The sequence below is a fragment of the Caballeronia arationis genome, from assembly GCF_001544975.2.
Classification (GTDB): Bacteria; Pseudomonadota; Gammaproteobacteria; order Burkholderiales; family Burkholderiaceae; genus Caballeronia; species Caballeronia arationis.
In genome coordinates, this window is sequence record NZ_FCOG02000026.1 from 1 (window position 1) to 20,045 (window position 20,045).

Here is a 20,045-nt window from a genome sequence, read left to right on the forward strand (position 1 = left end):
ACAGGCCATCGCGTGCTCGGCGCGGTCGCGGGTGGCGGCGTCGGCTTGCGCAAGCTTCGCGAGTGTCTTCGACAGATGCTTCGCTTGCTCGTCGCCCGGGCCCGGATGCTCGTCGGCGGCGAGCGACAACTGGTTCGACAGGCGTTTGAGCGCCGCGACCCGCACCGCGTCCGTGACCGGCGCCGCGACCGGCTGGTTCAGCGCGGGGAGCAACTGCGCGGCGGCCGCGCGGATCAGTTCGAGGTTCTTCGGCTGATCGTCGGGGATCAGCGAGTCGAGCGTCGTCACGCGGCCGACTTCGGGCAGTTTCGCGAGTTTCTCGCCGATCGCCTTCGCGTCCGCGAGCGACGGCGCGAGCACGGCGACATCGTTGACCGACGCCTCGGGCGCGTCCTTCAGCGCGAGCAGCGTCTCCATCGATTCGGTGTGCGGGTCCTTCAGATGCAGCGGATTGAAGTCGAAGCGCAGGTTCAGGAGCAGCGGCAGCGCGCCGATCACGACGATCAGCGTGCCGATCAGCACGGGTTTGCGATTGCGGTCGAGATATTCGTCGACGGGCGCGAGCGCCGGGAAGCCCGGCGCGCTCGGCTCGCCGGGCGGCGCGAACACCTTCAGGAGCGCCGGCAGGAGCGTCATGTTGGTCACGAACGCGACGATCATCCCGACGCCCGCGATCAGCCCGAGTTCGGACACGCCGCGATAGGCGGTCGGCAGGAACGAGAAGAAGCTCGCGGCCGTGGCGGCAGCGGCGAGCGTCAGCGGCACGGCGACGTGCCGCGCGGTTTCGGCGAGCGCGACGTCGAGCCGGCGGTGCCGGTGGCGTTCCTCGCGATAGCGCACGCCGAACTGGATGCCGAAATCGACGCCGAGGCCGACGAACAGCACCATGAATGCGACCGAGATCATGTTGAGCGCGTGAACCATCAGCAGGCCGAGCGCGGCCGTGATCGCGAGCCCGACGAACACCGTAAGGAACACCGCGACGATCATTTTTCCCGAGCGCAGCGCGAGCCACAGGATCACCAGCACGACGATGAAGGTCGCCACGCCGTTCAGCACGGCGCCGTCCTTGACCGAAGCGAATTCCTCGTCGGCGAGCGGCTGGGCGCCCGTCAGCCGGACCGCCGCGCCGTATTTCTGCGCTAGGCCGAGCTCGTTCGCGGTGGCGCGGACGGCGTCGGAAGCGCCTGCGCCGGCTTCGAGCGCGTTGTAATCCAGCATCGGCTGCAAGGTGACGAATGCGTAGGCGAGCCTGCCTGAACCGGACGAATCCGCCGAATCCGCGAGATTGCGCCACGAGAACGCGGCCGGCTGGTTCGCCAGCACGCGGTCGAGCACGGTCGCGCTCTGGTTCAGCAGGTTCGACATCTGCCCGAGCGTCACCTGTCCCAGTTGCAGCGGCAGGTTCAGGCTCGTGTTGAGCGTCTGCGCGAGGCCGGTGAGCGACGGGTCGTGCGCCAGCGCATTGATGAGTGGCCGCGCCTGGGTGAGTTGCCCGGTGGTTTGTGCGACTTTGTCGGCCGACAGATAGAGCAGGCCGTTGTGCTCGAAGAAATCGCCGCCCGAAGGCTGCGATACCGACCTGAAGCGGTCCGGATGCTTCGCGAGCGCGCCGGCGAGTTCGTTCGCGGCGGCTTCGGCGAATTCAGGCGCCTCTGCCTCTACGACCACGAGCAGCGTCGAGCCGCGCTGCGGGAACGCCTGGTCGATCGCCTGGCTGCGCGCGGCCCACGCCGGCTCGGTTTCGATCAGCTGGCTGACGTCGGTGCTGATCCTGAAGTGATGGACGACGTAAATCGAGCTCAGCACGGCGAGGAGCAGCGATACGACGATGATCCACGCCGGCCGGCGAATGGAAATCGTGACGAGGCGGGTGAGGTGGGACGTCAGCATGAAGACGGGTACCGTTGGTGCTACTTTTTAAGTGCGGGCTGTGCTGGGCAAAATCTGCGCGTTTCGAAATCCGCGCTCGCGCACAGCCGGGAACCGCGCAAGTATACCGGGCGGGGCACGAAGCGCTCCGGTGAACTGTCGGCGCGCGGGCGAGTCGATATACTGGCTTGCAGCCGCGGCGCATTCCGGCTTGCCACAAGGCGCGCCGCGCTGAAAACCCAAGCCCACGCGTTCAACTTTCCAATATAGAGAACGGGTTCCATGAAACGCTATCTGTCTATTTGCTTCGCTTTTCTTGCCGCCTCGCTGTTCCATTCGGGCGAGGCCTTCGCCCAGGCGAGCCCCGATTCGGTCGTGAAGACTGCCGTCGAAGGCACGGTCAACGCCATGAAGGCCGACCCGCAAGCCCGCGGCGGCGACATGGCGAAGATCACACAGCTCGTCGAGACGCGCTTCGTGCCCGCCACCGACTTCGAGCGCATGACGCGCATCGCCGTCGGCAAAGCCTGGAGCACCGCCACGCCCGAGCAGCAAAAGCAGCTCTACGAGCAGTTCCAGAAGCTCTTCGTGCGCACCTACGCTTCGTCGCTCGCGCAATTGCGCGACCAGGACGTCAAGTTCGTCTTCGACACCCCCAAGGTCGACGCGAACGCGAAGGACGTCGTCGTCGAATCCCACGTGATTTCCACGGGCGGCGACAATCCGGTGCGCTACCGCCTCGCCAAGGGCGCCCAGGGCTGGAAAATCTACGACATCGACATGATGGGCGCCTGGCTCGTCCAGGTCTACCAGCAGCAGTTCGCAGGCCAGTTGTCGAAAGGCGGCGTGGATGGCCTCATCAAGTTCCTGACGGAGCACAACGCGCGCTCCGAATAAGCCGCGTTGGCGTTCAGGTCCGGCGGTGTTCCACCGCGAACTTGATCAGTTCGGCCTGACCGTCGATATCGAGCTTGCGCTTCAGGTTCAGCCGGTGCGTTTCCACCGTACGCACCGACAACCCATGCTGCTGCGCGATCTGCTTGCTCGACAAACCTTCGGCAAGGGCATCGAGAATATCGCGCTCGCGCGGCGTCAGACGCTCGAGCAGCGTCTCGGCCGACCGCGCCTGGATCATCCGCATCGCGAGGCTCGCGCTGAAAAACGTCTTGCCGGCCAACACGGCGTCGATCGCGTGGATGATTTCCGTCGCCGGCGAATCCTTCAGCACGTAGCCGCTCGCGCCGGCCCGTACCGCCTGCGTCACGTATTCCGCGTTGTCGTGCATCGACAGCATCAGCACGCGAATCGCCGGAAAACGCTCGTGAAAAAGCGCCGCCAGTTCGATCCCGCTCATTCCCGCCATGCCGACGTCCATCAGCGCGAGATCGGGCGGATTGGTTTCGTCGGCGGCGAGCGCGAGCGCCTCGGCCGCGTTGCCCGCCTCGCCGATCACGGTGAGATGCGGCGCCGCCTCCAGCCGGGCGCGCAAGCCGTCGCGCACGAGCGGATGGTCGTCGATCAGCACGAGGCGCGCAGGATTAGTGGTCATCGGTCAATCCTTGCAATGTGGGGACGGCGAGCGGCAGCGGCACCCTGGCGGCGAGCACCGTGCGCCCGACCTGCGATGCAATCGAGAGCGTCGCGCCGAGCGCATCGAGCCGCTCGCGCATGTTGCGCAGGCCGACGCCGCTCTGCGGATCGACGAGCGCGGCATCGACGTCGAATCCTTCGCCATTGTCCGCGATCGTGAGCGTCACCGCGTCCGGCGTGAGGTCGAGCGTGAGCAGGGCGCGCGTCGCCCGCGCGTGCCGGACGATGTTCGTGAGCGCTTCCTGCGCGATGCGAAACAGCACCGTGTTGACCGCATCGGGCAGCGCGGGACGCGCGCTCACCGGCGCCCGCGTCACCGATTCGAAGCGCACGTCGAGCGTGCCCTGTTCCCCGAGTTCGCGGGCAAGCTGTTCGAGCGCGGCGGCGAGGCCGAGGTCGTCGAGCATCGCGGGACGGAGCGCGTGCGAGATCTGACGCACCTCGCGCAGCGTGTCGGCGAGGCGGCCGAGGCTGGTCGAGAGCGCCGCTTCGGCGGCGGGCACGCGCGTTTCGCCGCGCTCGAAGCGCGCGAGCGCCGACTCCAGCAGCAATTTCACCGACACCAGCATCTGGCTGATGCCGTCGTGCAGTTCGCGCGAAAGGCGCGCGCGTTCCTGTTCCTGCGAATCGACCACCTGCCGCGCGAGCCGCTTGAGCTTGACGTCGGCGCTGCGATGCTCGCTGATGTTGAGCACGGCGCCGCACACCGCGATCACTCCGAGCGCGGCCAGCGCGATCGCGCCGATCCACATCATGGTGCGCTCGATGTTCGCCGACGCGTGTTCGTCGATGCGCGCGAGGGTCGTCTCGACATCCTCCAGATAAATGCCCGTGCCGATCATCCAGCCCCAGCGTTCGAGCGGCACGACATAGCCGAGCTTCGGCGCGAGCTTGCCCGTCGACGGCCGGCGCCACACGTAGCGCACGTAGCCGCCGCCGCGCGATGCTTCGGTGACGAGCTTCTGGATGGTGAGCGCGCCCGCCGGATCGCGCATTTCCCACAGATCGCGGCCGACGAGATCCGGCTGGCGCGGATGCATCAGTGAAGTGCCGTGCATCGTGTAGGCGAAGAAATAGCCGTCGGCGCCGAAATCGAGTTGCTGCAGCGCGTCGAGGGCCTGTTTCTGGCGCCGTTCTTCTTCGGCGGGCGTGCCGACGGGCGCATCGTAGAACGGCGCGATTGCACTCTTCGCGATCTCCACGTAATGACGCAGTTCGATTTCCTTGCTCGACATATACGCGGACTGCATCGTCGCGTGCTGCGACTGCGCGAGCGTTGTGGCCTGCTGGCGCACGCCGTACTGGATGCCGCCGATCGCAAGCGCGAACGGCACGATCGCGAGCAGAAAGATCTTGGCTTTGAGATTCATGTCGAGCTTGATGGACGGTGCATCCCGTCTCCCCTACGTAATTTTACGTAGTTCGCTTACGTAGTTGTCCGCTTGTAAGGGCTGCGGCGAAGGCGAATACTACACGCCCATGGCGCCATTGGCGCAATACGTCCGCTTTGTCAATCGGATACGGCGGGAACTTCAAACTAAAAGACAGGAGACACCATGAATCGGGCTTCCGGATTCCTGGTCTGGATTGCGATCGCGCTACTTGGCGCGTTCTCTTTCGGCACCATTGCACTCGCGCATGGAGAGCGCATCAGCGCGCTCTGGGTCGTAATCGCCGCGGTCTGCGTGTATCTCATCGCCTACCGTTTCTATTCGCGCTTCATCGCAAGCAAGGTGTTGCAACTCGACGGTCTGCGCATGACGCCGGCCGTGCGCCACAACGACGGTCTCGACTACGTTCCGACCAATAAATACGTGCTGTTCGGCCACCACTTCGCGGCGATTGCCGGCGCGGGTCCGCTCGTCGGTCCGGTGCTTGCCGCGCAGATGGGCTACACGCCCGGCATGCTCTGGATTCTCGCGGGCGTCGTATTCGCGGGCGCGGTGCAGGATTTCGTCGTGCTCTTCATCTCGACGCGTCGCGACGGCCGTTCGCTGGGCGACCTCGTCAAGATGGAACTGGGCCTCGTGCCCGGCGTGATCGCGCTGTTCGGGGCGTTCCTCATCATGGTGATCATTCTCGCGGTGCTCGCGCTGATCGTCGTGAAGGCGCTGACGGGCTCGCCGTGGGGCACGTTCACGGTGGCCGCGACGATTCCGGTAGCGATCTTCATGGGCATCTACACGCGCTATATCCGGCCGGGCCGGATCGGCGAGGTGTCGATCATCGGCTTCTTCGGCCTGATGTTCGCGATCGTGTACGGCCAGCACGTGGCGGAATCGGCGACGCTCGCGCCGTTCTTCACGTTCACCGGCACGCAGCTGACGTGGATCCTGATCGGCTACGGCTTCGTCGCTTCGGTGCTGCCGGTGTGGCTGCTGCTCGCGCCGCGCGATTACCTTTCGACGTTCCTCAAGATCGGCACGATTCTCGGCCTCGCGATCGGCATCCTGATCGTTGCGCCGGAACTGAAGATGCCGCAGTTCACGAAGTTCGTCGACGGCACCGGCCCGGTCTGGTCGGGCAGCCTGTTCCCGTTCCTCTTCATCACGATCGCGTGCGGCGCGGTGTCGGGCTTCCACGCGCTGATCTCGTCGGGCACGACGCCCAAGCTGATCGACAACGAAAGCAACATGCGCTTCATCGGCTACGGCGCGATGCTGATGGAATCGTTCGTCGCGATCATGGCGCTGGTCGCCGCGTCGGTGATCGAGCCGGGCATCTACTTCGCGATGAACAGCCCGGCGGCCGTGCTCGGCACGACGCCCGAAGCAGTCGCGCAGACGGTGACGGGCTGGGGCTTCATGCTCACGCCCGACATGCTGACGTCCACGGCGAAGGCGGTCGGCGAGACGACGATCGTCGCGCGTGCGGGCGGCGCGCCGACGCTGGCGGTCGGCATGGCGCAGATCCTGCATCAGGTGATCGGCGGCCCGGCGATGATGGCGTTCTGGTACCACTTCGCGATTCTGTTCGAGGCGCTCTTCATCCTGACGGCGGTCGATGCCGGCACGCGCGCGGGCCGCTTCATGCTGCAGGACCTGCTCGGCACGTTCAACCCGGCGCTGCGCCGCACGGAATCGCTCCCGGCGAACCTGATCGCCACCGGCCTGTGCGTCGCGGCCTGGGGCTACTTCCTGTATCAGGGCGTGATCGATCCGCTCGGCGGCATCAATACGCTGTGGCCGCTCTTTGGCATCTCGAACCAGATGCTCGCGGGCATTGCGCTGACGCTCGGAACGGTCGTGCTGTTCAAGATGAAGCGCGAGCGTTTCGCGTGGGTGACGGTCGTGCCGACAGTGTGGCTTCTCATCTGCACGATGACGGCCGGCTGGCAGAAGATTTTCGACGCAAACCCGAAGGTCGGTTTCCTCGCGCATGCGTCGAAGCTGAACGAGGCGTTCGATGCGGGCAAGATCGTCGCGCCGGCGAAATCGCTGGATGAGATGAAACGGATCATCTTCAACGATTACATCGACGCCGCGCTGGCCGGGCTGTTCATTTTCGTGGTGGTGGCCATCGTGGTGTATGGTGTGATGGCCGTGATGCGCGCGCGTCGCGAAACGCGTCCGACCGTGCGCGAAACGCCGTTCGAAGCAATGCCCGGCGGCACGCCGACGGGCGCCGCGATCCGTTCGGGACACTGAGATTCGAAAGCAACCAGTTGCATGGGCCGGAGTAAGCGCTAACTTTGGCCGACAGGAGAAAGCCATGTTCACCGATCTTCGACAGGCAGGGCGGTATCTCGGGCAGGCGATGCGTCTGATGGTAGGCTTGCCCGATTACGACAACTACGTCTCGCACATGCAGGCGACACATCCGGATCGGCCCGTGATGACCTATGAGGAATTTTTCCGCGAGAGGCAGGAAGCGCGGTATGGGTCGGGGGCGGGGAAGTGCTGCTGAGGCAGTAGTTTTCTGCGTTGGAAATGAAAAAGCGCGACGGCGGAAGCCGTCGCGCTTTTTTTATGCTGCGAGCGAAGCGGGCAAGCTGGAAGCGCCTCAAACCTCCGACACCAGCACCACCGCCTTCGCCGACACACTCTTCGCCGACCTGAGCGCCTTGTCGCGCACGGCGGTCATGTCTTCGACCTCGCTCGAATACCGATAGCTCGCCGGCAGCAGCCGGAAATCGCCGCCCACCTGCGCGGCCTTCGTCTCGCTGAATCCGAGCTTGCGCAGCGTCCTGCCGAGCAGCGAGTAATCGTCGAGATCGGCCTTGCCGAGGTTGATCAGTATGTTGAATTGAGCCATGACTTTCCGTGCATCCTGTCGCAGAGCCGCGAATCGTACATCGGTCGGCGCCTGACGCCCGGACGCATCGACAAAAAGCATCAAAACGAAAGCGTCGCATCGTCGATCCGCGACGCCAAAACAAACGGGCAGATGAAGCCGCCGCAAAAGGCGACTTCATCTGCCCGCGATCTCATCGCATCGTGACGAAGCTCAGTGCGCCGCCGCCGTCTGCTTTGCGCCCTTGTTCTTGCCCGCGCGGCCGATCTCTTCCAGCTTGATCTCGACGTGCTTCGAGAACACGTATTCCGCCGGACGCTGCTTGTCGATCGGCAGTTCCTTTGCGTACGCGCCTTCCGTGCGCGGTCCGCGCAGCGACACGCCGAGCGCCTTCAGCGGATGCGCCACGGTATCCATCACCGCCGTCGCTTCGAAACCGCTGTGCACCATGCAGTCCGCGCACTTCTCGTAGTTGCCCGTGCCGTACTTTTCCCACTCGGTCGTTTCCATCAGTTCCTTGAAGGTCTTGGCATACCCTTCGCCGAGCAGATAGCACGGACGCTGCCAGCCGAACACCGTGCGCGCCGGGTTGCCCCAGGGCGTGCACTGATACGTCTGGTTGCCCGCGAGGAAGTCGAGGAACATGCCCGACTGGCTGAACGACCAGTTCTTGCCGTTGTTGCCGCGCTTGAAGATTTCGCGGAAGAGCGTCTTCGTCTTGTCGCGGTTCAGGAAGTGCTGCTGGTCCGGCGCGCGCTCGTACGCGTAGCCCGGCGACACCGTGATGCCGTCGACGCCCATCGGCCCGAGCGTATCGAAGAACGCGGCCACGCGTTCCGGATTCGCATCGTTGAAGAGCGTGCAGTTGATGTTCACGCGAAAGCCGCGGCGCTTCGCTTCCTTGATCGCGTTGACGGCCTTGTCGTACACGCCGTCCTGCGAGACCGAATGGTCGTGCGTCTGCCTGTCGCCGTCGAGGTGGACCGACCAGACGAAGTACGGGCTGGGCTCGTAGTCGTCCATCTTCTTTTCCATCAGAAGCGCGTTCGTGCAGAGATACACGAACTTCTTGCGCGCGATGATGCCCTTCACGACCTGCGGCATTTCCTTGTGCAGGAGCGGTTCGCCGCCCGCGATCGACACGACCGGCGCGCCGCATTCATCGACGGCGCCGAGGCATTCTTCCAGCGACAGACGCTGATTCAGGATCGGGTCCGGATAGTCGATCTTGCCGCAGCCGTTGCAGGCGAGATTGCAGCGGAACAGCGGTTCGAGCATCAGCGCGAGCGGATAACGCTTGTTGCGCATGAAATGCTGGCGCGCGATGTACGCGCCAACCCGGACTTTCTGCAGCATCGGAATAGACAATTGGGTGCTCCTTATTCTTCCCGCGCGGCCGTCGCATCGACCGCGGCGAGCGGTTGCGTCAGTTTCGCGGGGAGTTTGAATTCGACCTTTTCTTCACGGCCGCTCATCGTCGACACTTCGACGTGACCGAGCGCGCGCAAGGCGTCGATGACATGGTTGACCATTTCCTCGGGTGCCGAAGCGCCCGCGGTAATGCCGACGGTCTGCGCATTCGCAAACCATTCCGGCTTCACTTCCGAGCCGTCCGCGACGAGATAGCTCGGCACGCCGGTTTCGGCACCGATCTCGCGCAGGCGATTCGAGTTGGAACTGTTGGTGGCGCCGACCACGAGCAGCACGTCCACTTGCTTCGACAGTTCGCGCACGGCGGCCTGCCGATTTTGCGTCGCGTAGCAGATGTCGCGCGTATCGGGGCCGACGATATCGGTGAAGCGGCGCTGCAGCGCGTCGATGATGCCGCGCGTGTCGTCCACCGAGAGCGTGGTTTGCGTGACGTAGGCAGCGGGCGTGTCGACGGGCAACTCGAGCGTGGCTACTTCGGCTTCGCTCTGCACCAGCACGACCTTGCCGGGAATCTGGCCGATCGTGCCTTCGACTTCCGGGTGCCCCGCGTGGCCGATCAGGATCAGCGTCCGGCCCTGCGAGACATACTGGCGGCCCTGTACGTGGACCTTCGTCACGAGCGGACAGGTTGCGTCCAGCACGTCGAGGCCGCGCGCCTGAGCGTCCGCCTCGACGGCCTGCGCGACGCCATGCGCGCTGAAGATCGCGACAGCGCCGTGCGGCACTTCGTCGAGTTCCTCGACGAAACGCGCGCCTTTGTTCCGCAAATTGTCGACGACGTGCCGATTGTGAACGATTTCGTGGCGCACGTAGACGGGCGCGCCATGCCGTTCGAGGGCCCGATCGACGATTTCGATCGCACGGACCACGCCCGCACAAAAGCCGCGGGGCTGAGCAAGGATGATACGCATATTCGGGCGAACTCCGACTGGCGCGGGTTTCGGGTGAGCCGACGCGGGGGCGTACGGCCTTTCGAGTCCATCTCGTCCGGCGAGCAAAACGCTCGAGGACTCACAAAGACGATCGGTAATAAAGGAACGATTCTTTCAAACTTCGCGGCGAAGTTGACCGCGTATTCTAACGCGTTCGCTTTTTGGATGCTTGTTACCCGCTTATGACGCGGCGAGTCGCGAAATAGATCAAATTACTGCGATCCGCAGAACCCAGTAAACTGTCCGGCGTTCCGGCGCTGGCCGGCTTTTCGTCATACATCCTGCGCGTCGATTCTGGCGGTTCTGAACGAATGCGGGCGGCGTTTTCGGCCGCCGTGCCGTTTGTTGTAGCCAAATCTTCGCGGTTGCGCTGCGTGAGCGTGCCTGCAGCCGGGCGATGCCCAGGTCCTGGCCGTTGCGCGCAGGCGCATTTTGTCGAAGGCTCATCCTCATGTTATTGATCGCCTGGTCGTCGTTTCTCATCTGGCTCGTCCTCGTCTTCGCACGTGGCGGGTTCTGGCGCGTGCAGCCGGCCGCGCCGCTTTCGGACACCACCTTGCACGCGGTCGGGAAGGCGGAGATCGCACGGCACGGCGCGTGGCCGGCGCTCGTCGCCGTGGTGCCGGCGCGCAACGAAGCCGATGTGATCGGACGAGCGGTCGGCTCGCTGCTCAAGCAGGAATACGCGGGGTCGTTTCGCGTGATCGTCGTCGATGACCACAGCGCCGACGGAACCGCCGACGCCGCGCAGTCCGCCGCCCGCGAACTGGGCCTCGAGGATCGGCTGACGGTGCTGACGGCTGCGCCGCTGCCGCCTGGCTGGTCGGGCAAGGTGTGGGCGCAGTCGCAGGGTATCGAGGCTATCGAGAAGCTCGGCCTGCCCGCGGAGTTCCTGCTCCTCACCGACGCCGACATCCATCATCCTGCCGATGCCGCGACGCAGCTCGTCGCGCGGGCGATTCTGGAGGACCGCGATCTGGTGTCGCTGATGGTGCGGCTGCGTTGCGATTCGCTGTGGGAGAAGGCGCTGATTCCGGCGTTCGTGTTTTTCTTTGCAAAGCTGTATCCGTTTTCGTGGGTGAGCGACGTGAGGAAGCCGACCGCTGGCGCGGCGGGTGGCTGCATGATGGTGCGGCGTAGCGCGCTGGAAGAGGCGGGCGGGATCGAATCGATCCGGGCGGAACTGATCGACGATTGCAGTCTTGCTGCGCGCCTGAAGCATGGCGACGGGCGCGGCGAGGCGCGGCCGATCCGGCTGGATCTTGCGGAGCGTAGTGAGTCGCTGCGTCCCTACGACGACTGGCGCCAGATCTGGAACATGATTGCGCGCACGGCGTTCACGCAGTTGCGGTATTCGCCGTGGCTGCTCGCGGGGACCGTGCTCGGGATGGTGGTGATCTATATCGTGCCGCCGGTGCTGGCGCTATGGCTCGGACCTCGCGCGTGGCCGGCCTGCGCGGCGTGGGCGTTGATGTGCATCGCGTATGCACCGATGCTGCGGTACTACCGCAGGTCGTTGTTGTGGGCGCCCATTTTGCCGGTCGTTGCGCTGTTCTACGTGAGTGCGACCGTCGGGTCGGCCGTGAGGTTCTGGCGCGGCAAAGGCGGACAGTGGAAGGCGCGGGTGCAGGCGCCGGGGAAAGGGTCTTAGCGGATGGGTTGGTTTTTAAACATCAGGCGGTGTCGAGCGACCCACCGCTAGCACCAGCGAAACTCAAGCGACCATCACCGGCACAGCAGCCAGCGAAGGCGCCTGTTTGCGGCGCTCTCTGGTGGGCGCCGTCCCAAACGCATCACGATAGCTTTTAGAAAAATGACATGCGGACTGAAAACCGCAAGCCATGGTGATGTGCATGATCGACATATCGGTCTGAAGCAGCAACTCCCGCGCGCGCCTCAACCGTAGCGTCAGATAGTAATGCGTCGGCGTCATGCCGAGATGCTCGCGAAAGAGCCGCTGCAACTGCCTTTGCGACATCCCCGCGAGCCGCGCGAGTTCTTCCCGCGACAAAGGCTCTTCGATGTTGTTCTCCATCAGCGAGATCACCTCGAAGAGCGATTTGTTCGCCGACCCTAATCGCGCCACGAGCGGCATGCGTTGCTGCGCATTGGTGTCACGAACATGCTCGACGATGAACTGCTCCGCAATCTGCGTCACGCGCGCGGTGCCGACGCGCGCGGCAATCAGGTTAAGCATCATGTCGAGCGGCGCGACGCCGCCCGTGCAAGTCACACGATCGCGATCGACGACGAACAACTCCTTCAGAAACCGCGTGTCCGGAAACTCCTCCTTGAGCGCGGACATGTTTTCCCAATGGATTGCGCACGCGTAGCCCGCAAGCAGTCCGGCGCGCGCAAGCGCGTAGGTTCCGGTGCAAAGGCTCCCGAGCACGCTGCCGAGCCGCGCGAAGCGGCGCAGTGCCACAAGATGCGCCGGCGTGGTCTCGCGCTGCACGTCGATGCCGCCGACCACGAACACGATGTCCGGCTGGCCGACGCATTCGACCGGTCCCGTATCGACGGACAAGCCGTTGCTCGCCGTGACCGGTCCGCCATCAGGACTGACGATCGACCAGCGGTAAAGCGGTTGCCCTGTCAGATAGTTCGCCATGCGCAACACTTCGATAGCGTTGGTGAACGCGATCATCGTGAAGTTGGGGAGCGGCATGAATACGAAATGCGACAGCGACGCCGTGCGATCGGGGGACATGGGGACGGTGATTCCTTCGAATCTATAGTTTGACGCCGGCGTGGGGAGCGACGGCTTGTTCATTTTGATTACTAGTGCAACTACCATGCCATAAGGCTAAACCCTGAGCCGTTCATTTGCCGTGCCCCACGGAGGCGCGACGGCCGCACCGGAAACGGGTTGAGGCGCCCGCTGGACAAGCATCCGCGCTCTGCCGCAGTGCAGCACGCACACCGGCTACCTCAAATCGCGCGACGCCACTTGTCGAAAAAAGACGCGCATGTCGGAAAAGGCCAAGAACGCGTCTGAATTCGTAAATTGACTTGAAGGACGTGAGACAAGAATAGACCCATCGAAGCGCAGTAAAGGACGGCCAGCCGGGCCGGTCCCCGGCGCCTCGGAATCGTTCCATTTCCTTGACCCACGGACCTCACAATGTCGAATCCGAATCCTTTCTTTGAAGAGTCGCTGGCGACGCGCGACGCCCTCGTGCGCGGCGCCGTACTGAAAGAACTCGAGCGCCAGCAGTCGCAAGTCGAACTGATCGCGTCGGAAAACATCGTGTCGCGCGCGGTGCTCGAAGCACAGGGTTCGGTGCTGACCAACAAGTATGCCGAAGGTTATCCGGGCAAGCGCTATTACGGCGGCTGCGAATTCGTCGACGAAATCGAAGCGCTCGCCATCGACCGCATCAAGCAGCTCTTCAACGCGAAGTTCGCGAACGTGCAGCCGCATTCGGGCGCGCAAGCCAACGGCGCCGTCATGCTCGCGCTCGCCAAACCGGGCGATACGATCCTCGGCATGTCGCTCGACGCCGGCGGCCACCTCACGCACGGCGCGAAGCCCGCGCTCTCCGGCAAGTGGTTCAACGCGGTCCAGTACGGCGTGAATCGCGAAACGATGCTGATCGATTACGAACAGATCGAAGAACTCGCGCAACAGCACAAGCCGTCGCTCCTGATCGCGGGTTTCTCCGCGTATCCGCGCAAGCTCGACTTCGCGCGCCTGCGTTCCATCGCGGACAGCGTCGGCGCGAAGCTCATGGTCGACATGGCGCACATCGCCGGCATCATCGCGGCGGGCCGCCACGACAATCCGGTCGATCATGCGCACGTCGTGACGTCCACGACGCACAAGACCCTGCGCGGCCCGCGCGGCGGCTTCGTGCTGACCAACGACGAAGACATCGCGAAGAAGATCAATTCCGCCGTGTTCCCCGGCCTGCAAGGCGGCCCGCTGATGCACGTGATCGCGGGCAAGGCAGTCGCGTTCGGCGAAGCGCTGCGGCCGGACTTCAAGACCTACATAGACAATGTGCTCGCCAACGCACAGGCGCTCGGCGACGTGCTGAAGCAAGGCGGCGTCGATCTCGTGACGGGCGGCACCGACAACCATCTGCTCCTCGTCGACCTGCGTCCGAAGGGTTTGAAGGGCAATCAGGTCGAGCAGGCGCTGGAGCGTGCGGGCATCACATGCAACAAGAACGGCATTCCGTTCGATACCGAGAAGCCGACGGTCACGTCAGGCATTCGCCTCGGCACGCCGGCGGGCACGACGCGCGGCTTTGGCGTGAATGAATTCCGCGACATCGGGCGCCTGATTGTCGAGGTCTTCGATTCATTGCGCGACAACCCGGAAGGTCATGCCGCCACCGAACAGCGCGTGCGCCGCGAGATTTTCGCGCTGTGCGAACGCTTCCCCATCTACTGAGAACGCCTGGAGCATTCAGATGAGCAACCTGCACGAAAACAGCATCATCATCGACGGCCTGAACATCTCGAAGTTCGAGCGCTCCGTGTTCGAGGACATGCGAAAGGGCGGCGTCACCGCCGTCAACTGCACGGTGTCGGTGTGGGAGGACTTCCAGAAGACCATCGACAACATCGCGGAAATGAAGCAGCAGATCCGCGAATACAGCGAGATCCTGACGCTCGTGCGCACGACCGACGACATCCTGCGCGCGAAGAAGGAGAACAAGACCGGCATCATCTTCGGCTTCCAGAACTCGTACGCATTCGAGGACAACCTCGGCTATATCGAAGTGTTCAAGGAGCTCGGCGTGAACGTGGTGCAGCTCTGCTACAACACGCAGAACCTCGTCGGCACCGGTTGCTACGAAGCAGATGGCGGCCTGTCCGGCTACGGCCGCGAAGTCATTCAGGAAATGAACCGCGTTGGCATCCTGGTCGATCTCTCGCACGTCGGCGCCAAGACTTCGTCGGATGCAATCGCCTGCTCGAAGAAGCCGGTCACGTACTCGCACTGCTGCCCTTCGGGCCTTAAGGAACATCCGCGCAACAAGTCAGACGAGCAACTCAAGGAGATTGCCGACGCACACGGCTTTGTCGGCGTGACGATGTTCGCGCCGTTCCTGAAGCGCGGCGCCGAAGCGAACGTCGAGGACTATCTTGAAGCCATCGAATACGTGGTCGATCTCATCGGCGAAGACAAGGTGGGCATCGGCACCGACTTCACGCAGGGCTACTCCACCGAGTTCTTCGACTGGATCACGCACGACAAGGGCCGCTATCGCCGCCTGACGAACTTCGGCAAGGTCGTGAATCCGGAAGGCATTCGCACGATCGGCGAATTCCCGAACCTGACCGCCGCGATGGAAAGAGCGGGCTGGAGCGAGTCGCGCATCAAGAAAGTGATGGGCGAGAACTGGATGCGTGTGTTCGGCGAAGTCTGGAACGTCTGACGCCAACCAAAAGAACAAGGAACCCTGCGATGCAACCTCAACTGCCCATCGACGTCGATCCGAAGACTGGCGTCTGGACCACCGACGCGCTGCCGATGCTCTACGTGCCGCGCCACTTCTTCACGAACAACCACACGGCGGTGGAAGAAGCGCTCGGGCGCGACGTCTATGCCGAGATTCTTTACAAGGCCGGCTACAAGTCGGCGTATCACTGGTGCGACAAGGAAGCGAAGCAGCACGGCATCGCGGGCATGGCCGTGTTCGAGCATTACCTGAACCGCCTGTCGCAACGCGGCTGGGGCCTCTTCACGATCAGCCAGGCCGATCCTTCGTCTTCCCGCGCACGTATCGAACTTCATCACTCGTCGTTCGTGCTCGCGCAGCCGGGCAAGGAGGGCAAGCTTTGCTACATGTTCGCGGGCTGGTTTGCAGGCGCTATGGACTGGGTGAACGACACGGCAGCGCCCGAAGCAACGAAAGGTCCGCGCTCGCATTCCGTCGAAACGCAGTGTGCCGCCGAAGGGCATGACCACTGCGTGTTCGAAGTGTCGCCGCTCGCGTCGTAGCGAACACGCGCCAGCTGCCAAGCCAAACTATTCCGAGGTCGATCGCGATGCGTTACCCCAACCTTTTCAAGCCTCTCACGCTGAACAAGCTGACCTTGCGCAACCGCATCGTCAGCACCGCGCACGCCGAGGTCTATGCGGAACCGGGCGGCTTGCCGGGCGACCGTTATATCCGCTACTACGAAGAGAAGGCGAAGGGCGGGGTCGGGCTTGCCGTGTGTGGCGGGTCGAGCCCGGTCTCGATCGACAGCCCGCAAGGCTGGTGGAAGTCGGTCAATCTCTCTACCGACAAGATCATCGATCCGCTTGCGCGTCTTGCCGAAGCGATGCATCGCCATGGCGCGAAGATCATGATCCAGGCGACGCACATGGGGCGCCGCTCGGCATGGCATGGCGAGAGCTGGCCTCATCTGATGTCGCCTTCGGGCGTGCGTGAGCCGGTGCACCGCGGCAACGCGAAGATCATCGAAGTGGAAGAGATTCGCCGCATCATCACGGACTTCGCGGCTGCCGCGAAGCGCGTGAAGGATGCGGGCATGGACGGCATCGAGATTTCGGCGGCGCACCAGCATCTGATCGACCAGTTCTGGAGCCCGCGCACGAACTTCCGCACCGACGAATGGGGCGGCTCGCTCGAAAATCGCCTGCGCTTCGGCACGGAAGTATTGAAGGCCGTGCGCGAAGCGGTGGGCGCGGACTTCTGCGTCGGCCTGCGCATGTGCGGCGACGAATTCCACGAAGACGGCCTCGATCACGAACAGTTGAAGGAGATTGCGCAGGCGATGTCGGAGTCGGGTTTGATCGACTACGTCGGCGTGATCGGGTCGGGCGCGGACACGCACAACACCCTCGCGAACTGTATGCCGCCGATGGCGCTGCCGCCCGAGCCGTTCGTGCATCTCGCGGCCGGCATCAAGTCGGTGGTGAAGCTGCCGGTAATGCATGCGCAGAGCATCCGCGATGCAGGTCAGGCCGAGCGTCTGCTCGCGAGCGGCATGATCGATCTGGTCGGCATGACGCGCGCGCAGATCGCCGACCCGCACATGGTCATCAAGATCCGCGATGGCCGCGAAGACGAGATCAAGCAGTGCGTCGGCGCGAACTACTGCATCGACCGCCAGTACAACGGGCTTGACGTGCTGTGCGTGCAGAACGCCGCGACCTCGCGCGAAGAAACGATGCCGCATGTGATCGAAAAGACGCGCGGGCCGAAGCGCAAGGTGGTCGTGGTCGGCGCGGGTCCGGCGGGACTCGAAGCGGCGCGCGTGGCGAAGTCGCGCGGGCATGACGTCGTGCTGTTCGAGAAGAACGACTACGTCGGCGGCCAGATCATGATCGCCGCAAAGGCGCCGCAGCGCGAGCAGATGGCGGGCATCGTGCGCTGGTTCGACATGGAGACGAAGCGCCTGGGCATCGATCGCCGTCTGGGTGTCGCCGCCGACGACAAAATGATCATGGCCGAGAAGCCGGACATCATCGTGCTGGCGACAGGCGGCTCGGCGTTCACGCAACAAGTTCCCGCTTGGGGCGTCGAGGAAGGGCTCGCCGTGAGTTCGTGGGACGTGCTCTCGGGCAAGGTCGAGCCGGGCAAGAACGTGCTCGTCTACGATGGAGTCAGCACGCATGCCGGCGCCGGCGTCGCGGACTTCATGTCGAGCCGGGGGGCGAATGTCGAGATCGTCACGCCGGACGTGAAGGTCGCGGACGACGTCGGCGGCACGACGTTCCCCATTTTCTATCGACGGCTTTATGCGCAGGGTGTGATCCACACGCCGAACTACTGGCTCGACAAGGTGTACGAGGAAGACGGCAAGAAGATCGCCGTACTTCGCAACGAGTACACGGAAGAGCAGGAAGAGCGCGTGGTCGATCAGGTGGTGATCGAGAACGGCAGCACGCCGAACGACGAACTCTACTGGAAGCTCAAGCCAGAGTCGCTCAATCGCGGACAAGTCGACGTGCAGAAGCTCTTCGCGTCCGAGCCGCAGCCGTCGCTCGCGGAAGAGCTCGGCAATGGCCGCTTCCTGCTGTTTCGTGTAGGCGACTGCATCTCCATGCACAACATCCACGGCGCGATCTACGACGCGCTGCGTCTTTGCAAGGACTTTTGACGATGAGCCCCGTGTTTGTCATCACCGTCTTGCTGTGGGTTTCGGTCGCCGGCCTCGCGTTTGCCGTGGCCAGGCGCGCGGCTTACTGGCGCGAAGGGCGCGCGACCGCGGCGGGTGCCTACGGCTGGGCCAACCTGCTTTCGATCCCGAAGCGCTATTTCGTCGATCTGCATCATGTGGTCGCGCGCGATCCGTATATCGCGAAGACGCACGTCGCGACCGCGGGCGGCGCGATCCTCGCGATGGCGCTCGTCTTCGTGAACTACGGTCTCGCGATCTATTCGCCGTGGCTCGACAAGGCGATCTTTCTCGCGTCCTTGATCATGCTGGTCGGCGCGGTGTTCGTGTGGCGTCGCCGGCATGGCGCCAAAGCCGTGCCCGCGCGGTTGTCGCGCGGTCCGTGGGACAGCCTGCCGCTGCTGCTCGGTTCGTTCGCGCTCGGCCTCGCGCTGTTCGTGGCGCTGCCGGCGGGCGCGATGTCGGGTGCGCTCGCGGTCATCATCGCGTTGCTGATCGCGGCCGGGGCCTTCACCATGACCTTCGGCGCGGCGCGCGGCGGTCCGATGAAGCATGCGACTGCGGGCCTCTTGCATCTCGCGTTCCATCCGCGTCAGGAGCGCTTCACGAACAAGGACCATGCAAACGACCTCGTGCCGCCGACCGCGCTCAAGATGCCCGTCCTCGACGCAAAGGAATACGGCGTCGGCAAGCCGGTGGAGTTTCGCTGGAACCAGTTGCTGAGCTTCGATGCGTGCGTGCAATGCGGCAAATGCGAAGCCGCGTGCCCCGCGTTCGCATCGGGCCAGCCGCTCAATCCGAAGAAGCTGATCCAGGATCTCGTGACGGGCATGGTCGGCGGAACGGACGCGGCCTACGCAGGCAGCCCGACGCCCGGCATTCCGGTCGGCCGTCATGGCGGTGCGCCGGGCAAGCCGCTGATTTCGAGCCTGATCGAAGCGGACACGATCTGGTCCTGCACCACCTGCCGCGCCTGCGTGCAGGAGTGCCCGATGCTGATCGAGCACGTCGATGCGATCGTCGACATGCGTCGCAACCAGACGCTCGTCGAGGGCGTCGTGCCTGGCAAGGGACCGATCACGCTTGCGAACCTGAGAGAGACGGGCAGCGCGAACGGGTACGACATCGGCGCGCGCTATGACTGGGCGGTGGACCTGCAGGTGCAGGTCGCGCAGCCGGGACGTCATGTCGATGTGCTGCTGATCGCGGGCGAGGGTGCGTTCGACATGCGCTATCAGCGCACGCTGCGAGCGCTCGTCAAGGTGCTGAACAAGGCGGGAATCGACTATGCGGTGCTCGGCGGCGTGGAGACCGACACGGGCGACACGGCCCGTCGTCTCGGCGATGAAGCCACCTTCCAGCAGCTCGCGAAGCAACTGATCGGCACGCTCTCGCAGTACTCGTTCGGCAAGATCGTGACCGCCGATCCGCACGTGATGCACAGCCTGCGCAACGAGTATCGCGCGCTTGGCGGCTTTTACGACGTGCAGCATCACACGTCGCTGATCGCGGAGATCGTCGCGAGCGGCAAGCTTTCACCGCGTGTTGCCGCCGCGCTCGCCGAGAAGAAGATCACGTATCACGATCCCTGCTACCTGGGCCGTTACAACGGCGAGACGGAAGCGCCACGCAAGCTGCTGAAGACCATCGGCATCAAGGTGGTCGAGATGGAACGGCACGGCATGCGCGGTCGCTGCTGCGGCGGCGGTGGCGGAGCGCCGCTCACCGACATCCCCGGCAAGCAGCGCATTCCCGACATCCGTATCGCCGACGCACGCGCCATCGACGCGGAGATCGTCGCGGTCGGCTGCCCGAACTGCACGGCGATGCTCGAAGGCGTCGTGGGCCCGCGTCCGGAAGTGCTCGACGTGGCGGAACTCGTTGCAGCGGCGCTGGAGTAAG

The 20,045-nt window shown here is 64.1% G+C and carries 16 protein-coding genes; 9 read left to right on the forward strand and 7 right to left on the reverse strand.

The features are described 5' to 3' along the window. A partial coding sequence (locus AWB81_RS17465) for an MMPL family transporter (RefSeq protein WP_062637563.1) occupies window positions 1–1,893 on the reverse strand: 1,893 nt, incomplete at its 3' end. A 261-nt stretch (window positions 1,894–2,154) separates the two neighbouring features. Between AWB81_RS17465 and AWB81_RS17470 the strand changes: the two genes are divergently transcribed. Further along, window positions 2,155–2,769 (forward strand): MlaC/ttg2D family ABC transporter substrate-binding protein, encoded by a 615-nt coding sequence (locus AWB81_RS17470; protein WP_062637565.1) that lies wholly within the window; start codon window positions 2,155–2,157, stop codon window positions 2,767–2,769. A gap of 13 nt (window positions 2,770–2,782) precedes the next feature. Here the strand turns inward: AWB81_RS17470 and AWB81_RS17475 are convergent, their stop codons facing one another. Continuing rightward, window positions 2,783–3,421, reverse strand: coding sequence for a response regulator (locus AWB81_RS17475; RefSeq protein ID WP_062637567.1), 639 nt, complete (start codon window positions 3,419–3,421; stop codon window positions 2,783–2,785). Continuing rightward, window positions 3,411–4,832 (reverse strand): cache domain-containing protein, encoded by a 1,422-nt coding sequence (locus tag AWB81_RS17480; protein WP_062637569.1) that lies wholly within the window; start codon window positions 4,830–4,832, stop codon window positions 3,411–3,413. Before AWB81_RS17480 ends, AWB81_RS17475 begins: the two co-directional genes overlap by 11 nt. A gap of 186 nt (window positions 4,833–5,018) precedes the next feature. Here AWB81_RS17480 and AWB81_RS17485 point away from each other — a divergent pair, with 186 nt between their 5' ends. Both AWB81_RS17485 and AWB81_RS17490 read left to right on the forward strand, forming a co-directional pair. After that, window positions 5,019–7,109 (forward strand): carbon starvation CstA family protein, encoded by a 2,091-nt coding sequence (locus AWB81_RS17485; protein WP_062637572.1) that lies wholly within the window; start codon window positions 5,019–5,021, stop codon window positions 7,107–7,109. 64 nt (window positions 7,110–7,173) lie between these two features. Next, window positions 7,174–7,368 (forward strand): YbdD/YjiX family protein, encoded by a 195-nt coding sequence (locus AWB81_RS17490; RefSeq protein ID WP_062637574.1) that lies wholly within the window; start codon window positions 7,174–7,176, stop codon window positions 7,366–7,368. Between the two features lie 96 nt (window positions 7,369–7,464). On the opposite strand, the gene AWB81_RS17495 is transcribed toward AWB81_RS17490, so the two are convergent. The 3 genes from AWB81_RS17495 to ispH form a co-directional block, all read right to left on the reverse strand. Continuing rightward, entirely contained in the window at window positions 7,465–7,716 is a 252-nt protein-coding gene (locus tag AWB81_RS17495) for a hypothetical protein (protein ID WP_062637576.1), read from the reverse strand. Between the two features lie 192 nt (window positions 7,717–7,908). Continuing rightward, entirely contained in the window at window positions 7,909–9,063 is a 1,155-nt protein-coding gene (hpnH, locus tag AWB81_RS17505; RefSeq protein ID WP_062637580.1) for an adenosyl-hopene transferase HpnH, read from the reverse strand. A gap of 11 nt (window positions 9,064–9,074) precedes the next feature. Beyond that, complete coding sequence (gene ispH / locus AWB81_RS17510) at window positions 9,075–10,037, reverse strand: 4-hydroxy-3-methylbut-2-enyl diphosphate reductase (protein ID WP_062637582.1); 963 nt, start codon at window positions 10,035–10,037, stop codon at window positions 9,075–9,077. A 472-nt stretch (window positions 10,038–10,509) separates the two neighbouring features. On the opposite strand from ispH, the gene AWB81_RS17515 reads away from it, so the two are divergent. Further along, the gene (locus AWB81_RS17515; protein ID WP_087135042.1) at window positions 10,510–11,709 is read left to right on the forward strand and encodes a glycosyltransferase; all 1,200 of its coding nucleotides are present in this window, start codon (window positions 10,510–10,512) and stop codon (window positions 11,707–11,709) included. A 63-nt stretch (window positions 11,710–11,772) separates the two neighbouring features. Here AWB81_RS17515 and AWB81_RS17520 read toward each other — a convergent pair whose 3' ends face one another. Further along, window positions 11,773–12,768, reverse strand: coding sequence for a GlxA family transcriptional regulator (locus tag AWB81_RS17520; RefSeq protein WP_062637586.1), 996 nt, complete (start codon window positions 12,766–12,768; stop codon window positions 11,773–11,775). Between the two features lie 414 nt (window positions 12,769–13,182). On the opposite strand from AWB81_RS17520, the gene AWB81_RS17525 reads away from it, so the two are divergent. From AWB81_RS17525 to AWB81_RS17545, 5 genes are read left to right on the forward strand one after another with little or no spacing between them, the layout of a single operon-like run. Continuing rightward, window positions 13,183–14,457, forward strand: a complete 1,275-nt coding sequence (locus tag AWB81_RS17525) for a serine hydroxymethyltransferase (RefSeq protein ID WP_062637588.1) — start codon at window positions 13,183–13,185, stop codon at window positions 14,455–14,457. A gap of 19 nt (window positions 14,458–14,476) precedes the next feature. Continuing rightward, window positions 14,477–15,448, forward strand: a complete 972-nt coding sequence (locus AWB81_RS17530; protein WP_062637590.1) for a dipeptidase — start codon at window positions 14,477–14,479, stop codon at window positions 15,446–15,448. A 29-nt stretch (window positions 15,449–15,477) separates the two neighbouring features. Next, window positions 15,478–16,014, forward strand: a complete 537-nt coding sequence (locus tag AWB81_RS17535) for a DUF5943 domain-containing protein (protein ID WP_062637592.1) — start codon at window positions 15,478–15,480, stop codon at window positions 16,012–16,014. Between the two features lie 47 nt (window positions 16,015–16,061). Continuing rightward, window positions 16,062–18,125, forward strand: coding sequence for an NADH:flavin oxidoreductase (locus tag AWB81_RS17540; RefSeq protein ID WP_062637595.1), 2,064 nt, complete (start codon window positions 16,062–16,064; stop codon window positions 18,123–18,125). Between the two features lie 2 nt (window positions 18,126–18,127). Next, window positions 18,128–20,044 (forward strand): (Fe-S)-binding protein, encoded by a 1,917-nt coding sequence (locus AWB81_RS17545; protein ID WP_062637597.1) that lies wholly within the window; start codon window positions 18,128–18,130, stop codon window positions 20,042–20,044. Window position 20,045: the final 1 nt, after the last annotated feature.

Coding starts and splice junctions, on each gene's coding strand:
- AWB81_RS17470 (WP_062637565.1), top strand. CDS start 2,155: ATGAAACGCTATCTGTCTATTTGCTTCGCTTTTCTTGCCGCCTCGCTG.
- AWB81_RS17475 (WP_062637567.1), bottom strand. CDS start 3,421: ATGACCACTAATCCTGCGCGCCTCGTGCTGATCGACGACCATCCGCTC.
- AWB81_RS17480 (WP_062637569.1), bottom strand. CDS start 4,832: ATGAATCTCAAAGCCAAGATCTTTCTGCTCGCGATCGTGCCGTTCGCG.
- AWB81_RS17485 (WP_062637572.1), top strand. CDS start 5,019: ATGAATCGGGCTTCCGGATTCCTGGTCTGGATTGCGATCGCGCTACTT.
- AWB81_RS17490 (WP_062637574.1), top strand. CDS start 7,174: ATGTTCACCGATCTTCGACAGGCAGGGCGGTATCTCGGGCAGGCGATG.
- AWB81_RS17495 (WP_062637576.1), bottom strand. CDS start 7,716: ATGGCTCAATTCAACATACTGATCAACCTCGGCAAGGCCGATCTCGAC.
- ispH (WP_062637582.1), bottom strand. CDS start 10,037: ATGCGTATCATCCTTGCTCAGCCCCGCGGCTTTTGTGCGGGCGTGGTC.
- AWB81_RS17515 (WP_087135042.1), top strand. CDS start 10,510: ATGTTATTGATCGCCTGGTCGTCGTTTCTCATCTGGCTCGTCCTCGTC.
- AWB81_RS17520 (WP_062637586.1), bottom strand. CDS start 12,768: ATGTCCCCCGATCGCACGGCGTCGCTGTCGCATTTCGTATTCATGCCG.
- AWB81_RS17525 (WP_062637588.1), top strand. CDS start 13,183: ATGTCGAATCCGAATCCTTTCTTTGAAGAGTCGCTGGCGACGCGCGAC.
- AWB81_RS17530 (WP_062637590.1), top strand. CDS start 14,477: ATGAGCAACCTGCACGAAAACAGCATCATCATCGACGGCCTGAACATC.
- AWB81_RS17535 (WP_062637592.1), top strand. CDS start 15,478: ATGCAACCTCAACTGCCCATCGACGTCGATCCGAAGACTGGCGTCTGG.
- AWB81_RS17540 (WP_062637595.1), top strand. CDS start 16,062: ATGCGTTACCCCAACCTTTTCAAGCCTCTCACGCTGAACAAGCTGACC.
- AWB81_RS17545 (WP_062637597.1), top strand. CDS start 18,128: ATGAGCCCCGTGTTTGTCATCACCGTCTTGCTGTGGGTTTCGGTCGCC.